Source organism: Streptomyces sp. CA2R106, assembly GCF_037034245.1.
In the GTDB taxonomy this organism is placed as follows: domain Bacteria; phylum Actinomycetota; class Actinomycetes; order Streptomycetales; family Streptomycetaceae; genus Actinacidiphila.
The window spans coordinates 534,143-548,990 of sequence record NZ_JBAGKC010000001.1; the positions used below are offsets into that span (position 1 = coordinate 534,143).

General features: G+C 69.4%; 15 protein-coding genes and 1 tRNA gene. 11 read left to right on the top strand and 5 right to left on the bottom strand.

Annotated features, from left to right (window positions below):
• The first annotated feature begins 27 nt into the window (after positions 1-27).
• From galU to WA788_RS02410, 11 genes are all read left to right on the top strand, one after another.
• Positions 28-942, top strand: a complete 915-nt coding sequence (gene galU / locus WA788_RS02360; RefSeq protein WP_335970977.1) for a UTP--glucose-1-phosphate uridylyltransferase GalU — start codon at positions 28-30, stop codon at positions 940-942.
• Positions 939-2,261, top strand: coding sequence for a molybdotransferase-like divisome protein Glp (gene glp / locus WA788_RS02365; RefSeq protein WP_335970979.1), 1,323 nt, complete (start codon positions 939-941; stop codon positions 2,259-2,261). Before galU ends, glp begins: the two co-directional genes overlap by 4 nt.
• An 87-nt stretch (positions 2,262-2,348) precedes the next feature.
• Positions 2,349-2,831, top strand: a complete 483-nt coding sequence (moaC, locus tag WA788_RS02370) for a cyclic pyranopterin monophosphate synthase MoaC (protein WP_335970980.1) — start codon at positions 2,349-2,351, stop codon at positions 2,829-2,831.
• A complete protein-coding gene (locus WA788_RS02375) occupies positions 2,828-3,394 on the top strand; it encodes a MogA/MoaB family molybdenum cofactor biosynthesis protein (protein ID WP_335970981.1) in 567 nt (188 codons plus the stop codon). The genes moaC and WA788_RS02375 overlap by 4 nt, the downstream gene beginning before the upstream one ends.
• The gene (locus WA788_RS02380) at positions 3,391-4,011 is read left to right on the top strand and encodes a GNAT family N-acetyltransferase (RefSeq protein WP_335971279.1); all 621 of its coding nucleotides are present in this window, start codon (positions 3,391-3,393) and stop codon (positions 4,009-4,011) included. The genes WA788_RS02375 and WA788_RS02380 overlap by 4 nt, the downstream gene beginning before the upstream one ends.
• 128 nt (positions 4,012-4,139) lie before the next feature.
• Entirely contained in the window at positions 4,140-5,231 is a 1,092-nt protein-coding gene (gene sepX / locus WA788_RS02385) for a divisome protein SepX/GlpR (protein ID WP_335970982.1), read from the top strand.
• Between the two features lie 70 nt (positions 5,232-5,301).
• Positions 5,302-5,375 (top strand) — tRNA-Ala (locus tag WA788_RS02390).
• A gap of 687 nt (positions 5,376-6,062) precedes the next feature.
• Positions 6,063-6,935 (top strand): putative RNA methyltransferase, encoded by an 873-nt coding sequence (locus WA788_RS02395; RefSeq protein ID WP_443033960.1) that lies wholly within the window; start codon positions 6,063-6,065, stop codon positions 6,933-6,935.
• 123 nt (positions 6,936-7,058) lie between these two features.
• Positions 7,059-7,694: a GTP cyclohydrolase II gene (locus tag WA788_RS02400; protein ID WP_335970984.1), complete on the top strand. Its 636-nt coding sequence runs from the start codon at positions 7,059-7,061 to the stop codon at positions 7,692-7,694.
• A gap of 264 nt (positions 7,695-7,958) precedes the next feature.
• Positions 7,959-8,558 (top strand): TetR/AcrR family transcriptional regulator, encoded by a 600-nt coding sequence (locus WA788_RS02405; RefSeq protein WP_335970985.1) that lies wholly within the window; start codon positions 7,959-7,961, stop codon positions 8,556-8,558.
• Between the two features lie 182 nt (positions 8,559-8,740).
• Positions 8,741-10,957, top strand: a complete 2,217-nt coding sequence (locus WA788_RS02410) for an MMPL family transporter (RefSeq protein ID WP_335970986.1) — start codon at positions 8,741-8,743, stop codon at positions 10,955-10,957.
• Positions 10,958-11,068: 111 nt separating this feature from the next.
• Here WA788_RS02410 and WA788_RS02415 read toward each other — a convergent pair whose 3' ends face one another.
• The 5 genes from WA788_RS02415 to WA788_RS02435 all read right to left on the bottom strand — a co-directional run bounded on the left by WA788_RS02415 (position 11,069) and on the right by WA788_RS02435 (position 14,722).
• Entirely contained in the window at positions 11,069-11,593 is a 525-nt protein-coding gene (locus tag WA788_RS02415) for a methylated-DNA--[protein]-cysteine S-methyltransferase (protein ID WP_335970987.1), read from the bottom strand.
• Between the two features lie 21 nt (positions 11,594-11,614).
• Entirely contained in the window at positions 11,615-13,138 is a 1,524-nt protein-coding gene (locus tag WA788_RS02420; RefSeq protein ID WP_335970988.1) for an AlkA N-terminal domain-containing protein, read from the bottom strand.
• A gap of 132 nt (positions 13,139-13,270) precedes the next feature.
• Positions 13,271-13,591, bottom strand: coding sequence for a GNAT family N-acetyltransferase (locus WA788_RS02425; RefSeq protein WP_335970989.1), 321 nt, complete (start codon positions 13,589-13,591; stop codon positions 13,271-13,273).
• Complete coding sequence (locus WA788_RS02430) at positions 13,588-13,854, bottom strand: DUF2630 family protein (RefSeq protein WP_335970991.1); 267 nt, start codon at positions 13,852-13,854, stop codon at positions 13,588-13,590. Before WA788_RS02430 ends, WA788_RS02425 begins: the two co-directional genes overlap by 4 nt.
• A gap of 70 nt (positions 13,855-13,924) precedes the next feature.
• A complete protein-coding gene (locus WA788_RS02435) occupies positions 13,925-14,722 on the bottom strand; it encodes a MerR family transcriptional regulator (protein ID WP_335970992.1) in 798 nt (265 codons plus the stop codon).
• Between the last annotated feature and the right edge of the window lie 126 nt (positions 14,723-14,848).

Here is a 14,848-nt window from a genome sequence, read left to right on the forward strand (position 1 = left end):
ACATTCTTCGTCGCTATGGTGCACGGCATGACGAGTACACGTACGCGGACCCGGATCTCCAAGGCTGTCATCCCGGCGGCCGGACTCGGCACCAGGTTCCTGCCTGCCACCAAGGCCACCCCCAAGGAGATGCTGCCGGTGGTGGACAAGCCGGCGATCCAGTACGTCGTGGAGGAGGCGGTCGCGGCACAGCTCTCCGATGTGCTGATGGTCACCGGGCGCAACAAACGGCCGCTGGAGGACCACTTCGACCGCAACTACGAACTCGAAGAGGCGCTCAGCCGCAAGGGCGACGATTCCCGGCTCGCCAGGGTGCGTGAGTCCAGCGACCTCGCCACCATGCACTACGTACGCCAGGGCGACCCGCGGGGTCTGGGGCACGCGGTGCTGTGCGCGGAGCCACACGTAGGGGACCAGCCGTTCGCGGTGCTGCTCGGCGACGACCTCATCGACCCGCGCGACCCGCTGCTGCCTCGGATGATCGACGTCCAGGAGCAGTACGGCGGGAGCGTCGTCGCGCTCATGGAAGTCGACCCGAGCAGCATTCACCTGTACGGGTCGGCCGCCATAGTGCCGACGGCTCACTCCGACGTGGTGCGTGTCACCGACCTGGTGGAGAAGCCGAAAGCCGCACACGCGCCGTCGAACTACGCCGTGATCGGACGGTACGTACTCGACCCCGGTGTTTTCGAGGTCCTCAAGAAGACCCAGCCCGGCCAGGGCGGCGAGATCCAGCTCACCGACGCCCTTCGCGAGTTGGCCCACCAGGAGACGGTTGCCGGCCCCGTGCACGGCGTCGTCTTCACCGGCCGCCGTTACGACACCGGCGACCGAGGTGACTATCTGCGTGCGATTGTCCGACTGGCATGCGAACGTGAAGACCTGGGCCCCGACTTCAGGGCCTGGTTGCGTTCGTACGTCGATGAGGAGATGCAAGAGTGAGTCACGGAGTCGATCGTCTGTGGTCCGTCGCGGAGCACCTGGACAACATCCTGGGGCAGCTCTCACCGCTGGACCCGATCGACTTGCAACTCCTCGACGCCCAAGGGTGCGTACTGGTCGAGGACGTGACGGTGCCCACGTCGCTGCCACCGTTCCCGAACAGCTCCATGGACGGTTACGCCGTACGAGTGGCCGACACCAAGGCGGCGACACGGGAGCACCCTGCCGTGCTCGAGGTGATCGGCGACATCGCCGCGGGCAGCGGTGAGCCGCCCGCTGTGGGCCCGGGACAGGCGGCCCGCATCATGACCGGCGCCCCGCTGCCCGAGGGAGCAGAGGCCGTCGTCCCCGTCGAGTGGACCGACGGCGGCACAGGCGGCGGACCGGTCGACTCCATGACGGCCTTCGGCGACGACCCAGGAGGCGCCAGCGGTGAGGTCCGCGTGCACAGGGCTCCGGAAGCGGGTCAGTTCGTGCGGGCCCGCGGCAGTGATGTCACAGCCGGCGAGTTGGCGCTCGCGGCGGGCACGGTCCTCGGAGCACCACAGATCGGGCTCCTGGCGGCGATCGGCCGCGGAACGGTCACCGTCCGGCCGCGCCCCAGGGTCGTGATCGTCTCCACAGGCAGCGAATTGGTCCAACCGGGTGAGGAGTTGACCCCGGGCCGTATCCACGACTCCAACAGCTTCGCGCTCACCGCCGCCGCCAGAGCCGCCGGTGCCATCGCGTACCGGGTCGGGGCCGTCGCCGACGAGGTCGAGACGCTGCGCGCCACCATCGAGGACCAGCTCATCCGCGCCGACGTCATCGTCACCAGTGGTGGCGTCAGTGTCGGCGCCTACGACGTCGTCAAGGAAGCACTGACGTCATTGGGAGGTTCTTTCGGCGACGACGCGGAGGATGCCGCCGGGCACGTCGACTTCCGAAGGCTCGCCATGCAGCCGGGCAAGCCGCAGGGATTCGGCCGGATCGGCCCCGAACGCACTCCTCTCCTTGCGCTGCCGGGCAACCCGGTGAGCGCCTATGTGTCGTTCGAGATGTTCGCGCGACCGGTGATCCGCACTCTCATGGGCGCGGTTGACGTTCACCGCCGGGTCGTACAAGCGGCTTGCACCACCGCGATCGAGGACTCGCCGGACGGTAGGCGGCAGTTCCTGAGGGCGCAGTACGACAAGCGGTCCGGGACCGTCACTCCTGTGGGTGGTGCGGCGTCCCACTTGGTCAAGGCACTCGCGTACGCCGATGCGCTGATCGTCGTACCGGAAGAGGTCACCTCGTTCGCCGCGGGCAGCGAAGTCGACGTGGTCGTCCTCGACTAGCACTGGCATCCTGGCTTGCGGGCCAACGCGCCGCGCCCCGCTGCAGGCCGATACGGTGTCTGCGCAAGCGACCGCACCAGGAGAACGATGAGCAGCGCTCAGCAGCACCTCAGCCACGTCGACGAGGCAGGCGCAGCCCGTATGGTCGACGTCTCCGCGAAGGACGTCACCGCACGTACCGCGCGTGCCACGGGACGCGTCCTGGTTGCGCCCCGGGTTGTCGAACTCCTGCGTGCCGACGGGCTGCCGAAAGGCGATGCGCTCGCCGTCGCAAGGGTCGCCGGCATCATGGGCGCCAAACGCACCCCCGACCTCATCCCGTTGTGTCACCCGCTGTCGCTGTCCGGTGTGACGATCGACCTGGAGGTGACCGACCAGGCGGTCGAGATCACCGCGACGGTCAGGACGACCGACCGCACAGGTGTCGAGATGGAGGCGCTGACCGCTGTCACGGTCACCGCGCTCACCATCGTCGACATGGTCAAGGCCGTCGACAAGGGCGCCGTTGTCACTGATGTCCGCGTCGAGGAGAAGACCGGCGGCAAGTCCGGTGACTGGCGGCGGTCATGAGTGCACACGGTGCCGACCGGCCAGGTGGCCGCCCGCGCGCCTTGGCCGTCACCGCGTCGAACCGCGCCGCAGCGGGCGTGTACGAGGACCGCGGCGGCCCCTTGATCGTCGCGGCACTGACCGAGTGGGGTTTCGCCGCGGAGGGCCCCCGGGTCGTGCCCGACGGGGAACCCGTGCGTGAGGCGCTTGCCGCCGCAGTGGAAGCCGGTTACGACGTGGTGATCACCACCGGCGGCACCGGGCTCTCGCCGACCGACCGCACCCCCGAGGCCACCCGGACACTGCTCGACTACGAGGTGCCGGGCATCGCCGAGGCGATCCGTGCCGCTGGTACGCGCAAAGTGCCCACCGCGGCGCTCTCCCGTGGCGTCGCAGGGGTCGCGGGGCGCACCCTGGTGGTGAACCTTCCCGGCTCCACCGGCGGGGTGAAGGACGGGCTCACCGTCCTCGCACCGCTTGTCGCACATGCCGTCGACCAGATCCGCGGCGGCGATCACCCTCAAGAGCAGCCGGATCGCCACTCAGGCGACGATCCGCATTCCGTCACTGGGAGACCGAGCTGAACGGGTCCTGGCCGGCCGAGTTGGTGGACGGTGACATCACCCTCCGCCCGATCCGGATGCGCGACCAGCGCGCATGGCGTGAGGTCAACCGGCGCAACCGCGACTGGTTGCGTCCCTGGGAGGCCACCGTGCCGCCCGCACCGCCGGGGCAGGTCGTGCAGCGTCCCACGTACCGTCAGATGGTCAGACACCTTCGCCGTGAGGCGAACGCGGGGCGCATGCTGCCGTTCGTCATCGACTATCAGGGGCGGCTCGCGGGTCAACTGACCGTCGCCGGAATCACCTGGGGCTCCATGTGCTCGGCGCACATCGGCTACTGGGTGGACGAGGCGGTCGCCGGTCGCGGTGTGATGCCGACGTCCGTCGCCCTTGCCGTCGACCACTGCTTCCGGCGGGTCGGACTGCACCGGGTGGAGGTGTGCATCCGGCCCGAGAACGGCCCCAGCCGCCGGGTCGCCGAAAAGCTCGGCTTCCGGGAGGAGGGCCTGCGTCCGCGCTATCTGCATATCGACGGCGGATGGCGCGATCACCTCGTCTACGCGCTCACTGCCGAAGAGGTGCCCGACGGCCTCCTCAACCGGTGGCGGCAAGCAAGGCCGAGCACATCCCAAAAATAAGACTATTGTTCGAAAGTAAAGGCGATGGGGTGCTGATCGCACAAAAATCTCGATCTATCAGCCAGATCGTGCGACACACCGGGCCGAATTGCCAATGGCGTGTCTCGATCGCCCCTACGGTGTAGCTCGTGAGCAGTAGTGGCCTCATCTACGCAGTCATCGTCGGGGCCTGGGCTGCCTACCTGGTGCCGATGTGGCTCCGTAGGCAGGACGAGCTCAACGAAGCGCGTCCGACGGAACGCTTCAGCACCGCCATCCGGCTGCTGTCCGGGCGTGCGGCGATGGAGCGGCGCGTCGCCAGGGCGCGCGGTGAGAACGTCGAGCCCGACGCCGATGCACCGGACGACGACGCCGACCCGGATGAGCAGCCGGACGTGTCGGTCGACGTCCGGGGGCTGGCCGTGCCTGCGACCGAGGTGCGACGCCCGGTTGCCCGTTCCGCACCGCAGGCAGGCCCGGTGGCCGGCCCGGGCGGCGGGAAGGACAAGCGCGCCCAACTGCTCGCACGCCGCCGCCGCATCACCACCTCGCTCTTCCTCGCCTTCACGGCCGGCGCCATCGCCGCTGCCGTCGGCGGGGTCGAGCTGCTGTGGGTCCCGGCGATTCCGGCGGTCCTGCTGACCGTCTACATCGGCCAGATGCGCCGCCAGGAGCGCCGCCGCTACGAGGTGCGCCTCGACCAGCGGCGGGCTGCCGAGGCTGCGCGACGCCTCAGGGCACCGCGACCTGCCGCCCAGGTGACGGACCGCGGCCTCGAAAGCGATGAGCGCCCCGTGCCCGCGCCCAAAGCGGCCCGTCCGGCTCCGCCGCCGGCGCCCGCCCCGGCGCCCTCGCCCCGTTCCGCCGACCGCCGCGCCCTGGTGGAGCAGACCGACCACGCCGAGTGGGTCGACCAGCAGCGCGCCCAGCAGTCCGGTGAGGACGGTTGGGCGCCCGTTCCGGTGCCGTTGCCGACCTACGTGACAGCTCCTGTCGCTCCCCGTACGTCGGAGGGTGTCGACCTCGGTGCTCCCGGCACCTGGAGTTCGGCCCGTTCCGGTACGACGCCTGGCGACGCCGCGGCTGCCCGGGAGCCCCATGAGCGCCGCGAAGGCCAGCAGTCCAAGGGGACGGCTGAGCCCCGCCCCCAGCAGTCTCCGGCGCGCCGCCCGCGCAGCTCCCGGACGCCGCTGTTCGACCAGTACGCCGATCCCGACCGCCCGCGCGCCGCCAACGAGTGAACGTCGTGGACCAGCCGATAACCGGTTCACGACCACCCTCTGCGGGGTGCTAGAGTTTTCCTCGTTGCAAGGGCCTGTGGCGCAGTCCGGTAGCGCACCTCGTTCGCATCGAGGGGGTCAGGGGTTCGAATCCCCTCAGGTCCACAACAACACAACTGCTCTTGGGCTGACTTGGGAGTGGTTGGAGAGATCCCGACCGATCATGACGATCGGTCGGGATTTCATCGTTTCCGGGTTATTGCGGGCGGGCTCTCAACCCCGTTGACGGCTCTGCCGAGGTGGTGGATGTGTCCAGCGCCGGCTGCCGAGCAACACCCGAACCGCTGCTCTTCAGGGCATGGCGAGGAATACCCCCTGGGGGCGGGACCGCAGTTGCACCGTGGTGAACCGCCGCTTGGCCACGGGCTCTTGTCCGCTCGTGACTCGCGGCTTGCGGCTTTCGAGACGTTGAGCAGGCGTTGATGTGCTCCGTCGTCAGGATGTCCACGCGCCACACGGACGTCCGGGGCGGGGCTCGCAGGGCCGCAGCTTCGTGGACGCTCCGGAGTTCGGCCTTACGTGTTCGCGTACCGTATCGGCGATTTTGCGCACGGTGATCGACCGAGAGTCACCTTGGACGATCTCCGTCGAGCCCCCGTCCGGAGCCTCAGGCGGCCCCCTGACGGCCGCACCGGGTCCGCATGGGAAAATCCCCGATGTCGGTTCGCGAGGCCCGCAGGAGCCGGCTCGGTGGTTTTGGCTGTATCGCCGTCGCTGTCGCGGGCTCGTGCCGAGCACGTGGCTCAGCCGACGGAACGTTGACTGATGACGACCGATGCCGAGGAACAGAGCATGCCCCCGAGCGCGTTCGAAGACGGAGATCCGCGCCGCAGGCTCCTGGATGTACTGCGCTGCCCCCTTTGCGGCGGTGGGCTCCATCTGTCGGCGGGCGCTTTGAGGTGCGGCCGGCGGCACACGTTCGACATCGCGCGGCAGGGCTACGTCAGCCTCCTGACGGGAGACATGCGCGCCGGCACGGCGGACACCGGGCCGATGGTCGGCGCCCGGGAAGCGTTCCTCGGGGCAGGGCACTATGCGCCGCTGGCCCGCGCCGTGGCCGGCGTCGCTTCCCGGTGGTGCGGCACACACGGCACCGTCCTGGATGCGGGCGCGGGAACCGGCTACTACCTCGCCGCTGTTCTGGACGCCGCCGCGGAGACGGTGGGGCTCGGTCTGGACGCTTCCAAGTTCGCGTTGCGGCGGGCTGCTCGTGCACACCCGCGGGCGGCGGCCGCCGTGTGGGACGTGTGGCGTGAGCTTCCGGTGCGCTCCGGGGCGGCGGATGTGGTGCTCAATGTCTTCGCGCCGCGTAACGGTTCCGAGTTCCGGCGTGTTCTGCGTCCGGAGGGCGCGCTGGTGGTGGTCACCCCGACGTCTCGGCACCTGGCCGAACTCCGCGGCGCGGCGGGTCTGCTGGAGGTCGACGCGTCGAAGGAGGACCGTCTCGCGCGTACGCTCGACGCCCACTTCACGTTCGAGGGTGGCGGCGCGCAGGAACTGGAGTACCGCCTGAGCCTGACCGCCCAGGAAGCACACGACCTCGTCTCCATGGGTCCTTCGGCCCACCACGTGCGGCCTGAGGAACTGGCCGGCCGTATCGCGGCCATGGGTGAAGCCGTCGAGACGACGGCTTCCTTCGCGGTGGCCGTCTACCGACCGCGGTGAACCGGTGGCGGCATGGCCCCAGACGGTGGCGGCTTCGCGGTGTGACCCGAGCCACGTCGGGCGGGGGAAATATTCGGCGCCAGGCGGGAGCTTGAGAGTTCAAGATCTTGCGAGGGAGTGGCGATGACGGTCAACGCTGGCGCGGCAGTGGCCGCCGCCACCATCCGTACCAAGGTGCGGATTCCGCTGCGGTTCTCGGACGGGTGGGGGACGGGCGCCGATGTGTACACCTTCACCGGTCTGGTCGACGGCAAGGAGCATCTCGCGCTGGGCTTGGGTGATTACCGCACTGCCGAGGTGCCCGTGGTGCGTCCGCACTCGGAGTGCATGACGGGAGACGTGTTCGGCTCGGAGCGCTGTGACTGCGGGCCGCAGTTGAGGGAGTCGGTGGAGCGGATCGCCGCTACTGGCGGCTACTTGCTCTACCTGCGGCAGGAAGGGCGCGGTATCGGGCTCTACGCGAAGCTCGATGCCTATGCCCTGCAGGATGGCGGCCTCGACACCTATGAGGCGAACCTCGCGCTCGGGCGGGCCGAGGACGAACGTGACTACTCCGCTGCCGCGCAGATGCTCGCGGCCTTGGAGGTCGGGGGCATCAGGCTGCTGAGCAACAATCCCGACAAGGCGCGGCAGCTCGCAACCCTGGGTGTCGAGATCGTCGAGCAGATCCCGACCGCTGCCCACGTCTCGGTCTCCAACGTCAGGTATCTGCGTGCGAAGGTCGAGCACACCGGGCACACGATCGCGTTGCCGGCGTGACGGTCGGGCACGAGTCGACGACGGGGTGTGAACGACCGGAATGCGTGCATGGCGCGCTCATGTGTCGGCATTGCGCGAAGAAACAGCCTGATGGGGGCTTGACGGTTGCCTGGAGGGGACGTGATACGGCCCACGATCGAAACGGTGGCGTTTCGATTGCGGGCCGTCTACCCTCTTAGGTGTACGACATCGTTTCGAAGCGCGTTCGTTCCGTGCGGCGAGTCCGTATGATCGGCGCGACCGACCACGCAGGGAGGAGAGGGCATGTCGCCGGAAGCCGGCGCCTCTACGCGGCGCAGCCGCTTGACTCCCGAACGTGAGCAGGAGTTGTACGAGGCTGTGGTCGACCTGTTGCGCGAGGTCGGCTACGAGGCGCTGACCATGGACGCCGTCGCGGCCCGTACCCGCTCCAGCAAGGCCACCCTCTACCGCCAGTGGAAGGGCAAGCCGGAACTGGTCGCGACCGCGCTTCGGCAGTGCAAACCGGTATCCCTCGCGGATATCGACACCGGTTCCCTTGCGGGCGACCTCCACGAACTCGTGCGGCTGCACGACGAGGGCGAGGTCAAGCGCGACCAGGAACTGATGCGAGGACTGTCGCACGCGGCGTTCCAGAACATCGAGCTTTTCCGCGCCCTGCGCGAGCTGCTGATCGAACCGGAGCTGGCCAGCTTCGCCGAACTGGTGCAGCGCGCGGTGGACCGCGGCGAGCTGGACGCGAACAACCCGGCGCGTGACTTCGTGCCGCACATGCTGTTCGGGGGAGCGCTGACCCGCGCCATCATCGAAGGCGTCGACCCCGACCCGGAGTACAGCCACAGATACATCGACGCGGTGGTCGTCCCCGCGCTCGGACTGTCCTGAGCCGAGCGGCACGATGGGCGGCCGGTGAAGTCCGTCCGGCCGCTGACCTGACCGCATCCGCACAACCGAATTATTCGTACCTCCATACCGACTTGCCACGCTCCACCTGACACGCCGCTCTCGTCGTCGGGCTGGTTCCACACGCCCAAGTCCGCCCCCTCCTGACGGGAGCTCATGCCTCCATGGCCACATTCCTCTACAAACTGGGCCGGTTCTCCTTCCGGCAGCGGCGCTACGTCGTCCTGCTGTGGGTGGCGCTGCTCGCCCTGGCCGGCGTCGGAGCAGTGACCGCGAAGTCCGCGCCTGCCGACAACTTCACCGTCCCGGGCACCGAGGCGCAGCAGGCCTTCGACCTGCTTCACGAGCGTTTCCCGGGTACCAATGCCGACGGTGCGTCCGCACGGATGGTCTTCCAGGCGCCGAACGGCCAGAAGATCACCGCGGGACCGAACAAGGCGGCGGTCGAGAAGGTCGTCGAGGATCTGAAGAACAGCCCGCAGAAGGCGACCGTCGCGGACCCGTTCACCGCGAACGCCGTCAGCAAGGACGGCACCACGGCCTACGCGTCCGTCACCTATGTCGCCAAGTCGACAGAGATCACCGACGCGACCCACACCGCGATCGAGGACGCGGCGCAGCACGGTCGTGACGCCGGGCTGACCGTCGAGACGGGCGGTACCGCGCTCCAGGCATCGCCGGAGACCGGAAACAGCGAAGTCATAGGCATCGGCATAGCGGCGGTCGTGCTTTTGATCACGTTCAGTTCTCTGGTCGCCGCCGGGCTGCCGCTTCTGACCGCCATCATGGGTGTCGGGGTCGGTATCGCGTCCATCACTGCCTTGGCGACGACGCTCGGCCTGTCGAGCACCTCGTCGACGCTCGCGTCGATGATCGGCCTGGCGGTCGGCATCGACTACGCGCTGTTCATCGTCTCGCGTCACCGCCATGAACTCATGGAAGGCCGGGACGGCGAGGAAGCGGCCGGCCGGGCGGTCGGTACGGCGGGTTCCGCCGTGGTGTTCGCCGGGCTCACGGTGCTGATCGCATTGGCCGGCCTCGCGGTGGTCAACATCCCGATGCTCACCAAGATGGGGCTGGCGGCGGCCGCCACTGTCGCGCTTGCCGTGCTCATCGCGCTCACCCTCATCCCCGCGCTGCTCGGCTTCGCCGGCACCAAGGTGCTCACCCGCAAGGTGCGCAAGGGCCGTACCAGCGCGAGCGACAAGCCGAACATGGGCACGCGCTGGGCGCGGCTGGTCGTGCGGCGCCGAGTGCCGTTCCTGGTCGCAGCGGTGGTGGCACTGGGCCTCGCGGCCATTCCGATGAGCCGGATGGAACTGGGGCTCCCGGACGACGGTTCGCAGCCGGTGAGCACGACTCAGCGCAGGGCGTACGACATGCTGTCGGAGGGCTTCGGGCCGGGCTTCAACGGGCCGCTGACCGTGGTCGTCGACGCCGCGCACAGCAAGCAGCCGGAGTCCGCCGCGCAGGAGATCAAGCGGACCATCGAGGGCTTCGCCGACGTCAAGACGGTCACGGACCCGGGGTTCAACAAGCAGAAGGACACGGCGACGCTCACCGTGGTGCCCGCGTCAAAGCCGAGCAGCACGCAGACCGAGGACCTGGTGCACACCATCCGCGGTCATGCGGAGGACTTTGCCGACTCCACGGGTGCCAAGGTGCTCGTCACCGGTACCACCGCGATGAACATCGACGTCTCGCAGCGGCTGAACGACGCACTGGTGCCGTATCTGGCGCTGGTCGTGGGGTTGGCGTTCCTGCTGCTGATGATCGTGTTCCGGTCGGTGCTCGTGCCGTTGAAGGCGGCCCTCGGCTTCCTGCTGTCGGTGCTCGCCGCGCTCGGTGCGGTGGTGGCCGTCTTCCAGTGGGGCTGGCTGTCCGGTCTCCTGGGTGTTCAACAGACCGGACCGATCATGAGCATGATGCCGATCTTCATGGTCGGCGTGGTCTTCGGGCTGGCCATGGACTACGAGGTGTTCCTGGTCACCCGGATGCGCGAGGCGTATGTGCACGGCGAGTCGCCGCGGCAGGCGGTCGTCACGGGCTTCACCCATGGTGCGCGGGTGGTGTCGGCGGCCGCGGTCATCATGATCAGTGTGTTCGCCGGGTTCATCGGATCGTCGGAATCGATGATCAAGATGATGGGCTTCGGGTTGGCGATCGCGGTCGCGTTCGACGCTTTCATCGTGCGGATGACGATCGTGCCCGCGGTGCTCGCGCTGCTGGGCCGGTGGGCTTGGTGGCTGCCCGGCTGGCTCGAGCGCGCGCTGCCCAACGTCGACGTCGAAGGTGAGCAGTTGCGCAAGAACCTCGCCGAGCGCCCGAGCCTTGTCGCGTCCTCGGACGACGACGAGGACCTGGAGGGCGTGCGGGTCTGACGGCCTTGCCGCCGTAGTGCACTGAGCCATGGGCCCGGTAGGTCGATACGGCCGACCGGGCCCATGCTTGTGCGCGGGGACGATGGCGTCATGTCACCCGCGCGGGTGACTTCACGTCAGGGTCGGCTGCTGCGTGCCGCGTTCGAGGTCCAGCAGCCACCGCTTGCGGGTGAGGCCGCCGCCGTAGCCGGTGAGGCTGCCGTCGGAACCCACGACGCGGTGGCAGGGCACGATGATGCTGATCGGGTTCTTGCCGTTGGCCAGGCCGACCGCGCGGGAGGCGGTGGGGTTACCCATCGCCGCGGCCAGCTCGCCGTAAGTGGCGGTCTGGCCGTACGGGATGTCGCACAACGCTGCCCACACGCGCTTCTGGAAGGGCGTGCCTGCCATGTTCAGTGGGAGGTCGAAGGCGCTGAGGTCGCCGTCGAAGTAGGCGGCGAGCTGCTCCTCGACACGGTCGAACGCCGGCAGGTCGGCGCGCGGGCCGAAGCTCTCCGACGGTGGTCGGTGCCGTTGGTCGGTCATATACAGGCCGCTGAGTTCACCCTCCCGGGCGACGAGCGTCAGCAGACCGCAGGGGCTGTCCACCACGGTGTGAACGGTGGATGCCGTCGGTTTTATGGTCGCGGTACTCATTGGTGTGGTGCCTTCTGTGACTCAAGCGCTGCGAACGGCGGGTGGGTTTGCGGAAACTGCGATGGTCGGGTGGTCGTCGGCGGGGAGGACGTTGATCGGGTGGCTGCCCGTCGCCCACAGGTACTGCGTCGCGTATGCGCGCCATGGTTGCCATGCGGCGGCGTGGCGTGTCAGTGCGGCGGGGGTGGTCGGCAGGCCGAGGTTGTGGGCCGCGTTCCTGATGCCGAGGTCGGTCGGGAGGAACGCGTCGGGGTCCCCGAGCGCGCGCATGGCGATGCTCTCCACCGTCCATGGCCCGAAGCCGGGAAGGGCCGTGAGACGGGCTCTGGCGCGCTGCCAGTCGCTGCCCACGTCCAGGTCGAGCTCGCCGTCCACAAGGGCCCGTAGCAAGGCTGTGAGGGTGTCTTTCCGGGTCCGCGGCATCGCCAGGGACTCGGGAGCGCGCTCGATGAGCGTCTCGGGTGACGGGAACAGGTGGGTCAGGCCGCCGCCGGGGTCCGCCACGGGCTCCCCGTACGCCGTCACGAGGCGCCCCGCGTGGGTGCGCGCCGCCGACGTCGAGATCTGCTGCCCGAGCACTGCGCGTACCGCGAACTCCGGTCCGTCGGCGACACGCGGCACCCTGCGGCCGGGCGCCTTGGCGACCAGGGGCGCAAGGAGCGGGTCGGAGGAGAGCAGCGCGTCCACGGCGAGGGGGTCGGCGTCCAGGTCGAGCAGTCGGCGGCAGCGGCTGATTGCCTGGCCCAGATCGCGCCAGTCGGTGAGGGACAGCAGGCAGCCGATGTGGTCGGGGTGGGGCCGCAGCGCGACCGTACCGGGGCCGTGCGGCAACCGCAGAGTGCGCCGGTACGCGCCCCCGCGCCACTCCTCGACACCGGGGACCGCGGTGGCCGCGAGGTGGCCGAAGAGGTTGTCCGGGTTGAGCGGTCGGCGGAACGGCAGCCGTAGGGAGATCGAGCCCGCGGTGGCCGCCGGCCGGCCCTTGGCGACCCTGGCACGCAACTCGCCGGGGGACAGGGCGAACACCTCCCGCACGGTGTCGTTGAAAGTGCGGATGCTGGCGAAGCCTGCCGCGAACGCCACGTCGCCCATCGGCATGGCCGTCGTCTCGATGAGCAGCCGAGCGGTCTGCGCGCGCTGCGCCCTGGCCAGCGCCAAGGGGCCCGCGCCCAGTTCGGCGAGCAGTTGGCGCTCGACCTGCCGTGCGCTGTAGCCGAGGCGGGTCGCGAGGCCCGGCACACCCTCCCGGTCGACGACGCCGTCGCTGATCAGCCGCATGGCGCGGGCCACGAGGTCGGCTCGCTCGTTCCATTGCGGCGAGCCGGGGCTCGCGTCAGGGCGGCAGCGCTTGCAGGCGCGGAACCCGTCTTGCTGGGCGGCCGCCGCACTGGGGTAGAAGGTCATGTTCTCGGCCTTCGGCGGTACGGCGGGGCAGCTCGGCCGGCAGTAGATACGCGTGGTCAGCACCGCGGTGAAGAACCACCCGTCGAAACGGGAGTCCTTCGACTGCACGGCGCGGACGCAGGCGTCGAAGTCCGTATGCACACGACCAGTGTCGCCCCTCGTCAGGGCGTCGGTCTGGCAGAAATCCGACACTGACCTTCGGGCGGTCGACCGGCGCGGCCCCGTATGCGGCCCGCGTATCCCAGTCCCAGGAGGCGGACCGCGCTGGAGATGCTAGTCCGCCACCTTGCTCTCAGGTGTGTGGCGCAGGTCCTCGTACTCGGGATGCTTGCCGATCCAGCCGTCGATGAACGGACAGATCGCCAGGACGCCGAGCCCGCGGGCGCGCGCGTCGTCCAGGGCTGCCCGGGCCAGCGCCGAGCCGACGCCGCGACCTTCGTACCCTTCCTGCACCTCGGTGTGGACGAACGCGATCACCGAGTCGCCGCGCAGATAGGAGGCGACACCGGCGAGGTTGTCGCCGGCGCGGGCCTCGTAGCGGTGGGCGGCGGGGACGTCGATGACGGTGAGGTCGCTGTCGGCGGCCCGGCTCATGAGCGGTAGCCCTCCACGGTCGAGGAGGGCCGTACGCGGGCGCCCCCAGGGTCCTCGCCGGCCTCGGTCAGGGCGCGGCGCTGGCGCAGCAGGTCCCAGCACTGGTCGAGTTCGCGCTCCAGGGAGGCGAGCCGCTCGCGCTGGTCCCCGCCCTCGTCGCCTTCTTCCGCGAGCAGGTCCCGCAGGGCCTTCTCATCGGAGACCATCTTGCTGATGCGGCCCAGGATGGCCTGCTCGGCATTGGCGTCATGAGGCTGTTGCACGGGGCACCTCCTGATTGATGGGCCCTATCCACTCTCTCAGGTCGTACGGTACGACGCTCGCGGGGCCGGGTCAGGCCTCCTGGCCGGCGGGGTCGGGGTCGGGATGCTCGCCGACCGCCGGATCGGGGTGGCTGCGCATCCAGGTGTCGATCTCCGCGCGCACCCTGCGGTCCATGGCGAGCGACATCTCCGCGTCGACGATGTTCTTGGCCAGCGGGCGAAGGCGGTGCAAGGACTCGGTGATGCGGTGGGCGTCGTCAGGTGTCAAGGCGCCCAGGTCGCCGATGACGTGCGTTTTGATCACCTGGGTGAACAGGTCGGCCATGGCGTCGACGTGGCTGCGTACCTCGCGGCCGGCGGCCAGCACCGCCGACAGGGGCACTCCTTCGTGGACAAGTGCGGCCGAGGCGTCCAGCAGGCGGCGGCTGACATGCACGACGTACTCGCCGTCGACCGCGATGTAGCCGATCTCCAGGGAGTTGGTCAGGTTCTCCGGGCTGATGTCTTCGCCGAAGTAATCGGCGAGTTCCTGGGGGCTGAGCCTTACCGGTGTCTCCTCCGACCAGGGGGAGGTGAGGGCGCCTTCCAGCCCGAGGCGTTCGGCGACCCCGTCCAGGGTGCGGCCCTGCTCCCAGGCGGCGATCAGCTCGGCGATGCCGCCCAGGGTGTGGCCGCGTTCCAGGAGGGCGGAGATGGTGCGCAGCCTCGCGAGGTGGTCCTCGGAGTACCAGGCGATCCGCCCTTCGCGGCGCGGGGGTGGAAGAAGGCGCCGCTCGCGGTAGAACCGCAGCGTCCTGACGGGGATGCCGGCTGCTTCGGCCAGTTCCTCGACGCGGTACTCGCGCGGCCCGGTCTCGTTGTCGTCCACGTGGTCAGCCTAGGGTGCGCGGAAAACGCCCTGAGCAGCCCTCTCGCCTTCTGTTGCCCGGCGGCGGTGTTCCTGGACGGGATCACACCCTGCGGGCGTCCAGTCGGCGTGCAAGGCGCGCTTCGG

Excerpts from the sequence above, each read along its gene's own strand:
- galU (WP_335970977.1), top strand. The coding sequence starts at position 28 with ATGACGAGTACACGTACGCGGACCCGGATCTCCAAGGCTGTCATCCCG.
- moaC (WP_335970980.1), top strand. The coding sequence starts at position 2,349 with ATGAGCAGCGCTCAGCAGCACCTCAGCCACGTCGACGAGGCAGGCGCA.
- WA788_RS02375 (WP_335970981.1), top strand. The coding sequence starts at position 2,828 with ATGAGTGCACACGGTGCCGACCGGCCAGGTGGCCGCCCGCGCGCCTTG.
- WA788_RS02395 (WP_443033960.1), top strand. The coding sequence starts at position 6,063 with ATGCCCCCGAGCGCGTTCGAAGACGGAGATCCGCGCCGCAGGCTCCTG.
- WA788_RS02400 (WP_335970984.1), top strand. The coding sequence starts at position 7,059 with ATGACGGTCAACGCTGGCGCGGCAGTGGCCGCCGCCACCATCCGTACC.
- WA788_RS02405 (WP_335970985.1), top strand. The coding sequence starts at position 7,959 with ATGTCGCCGGAAGCCGGCGCCTCTACGCGGCGCAGCCGCTTGACTCCC.
- WA788_RS02410 (WP_335970986.1), top strand. The coding sequence starts at position 8,741 with ATGGCCACATTCCTCTACAAACTGGGCCGGTTCTCCTTCCGGCAGCGG.
- WA788_RS02415 (WP_335970987.1), bottom strand. The coding sequence starts at position 11,593 with ATGAGTACCGCGACCATAAAACCGACGGCATCCACCGTTCACACCGTG.
- WA788_RS02425 (WP_335970989.1), bottom strand. The coding sequence starts at position 13,591 with ATGAGCCGGGCCGCCGACAGCGACCTCACCGTCATCGACGTCCCCGCC.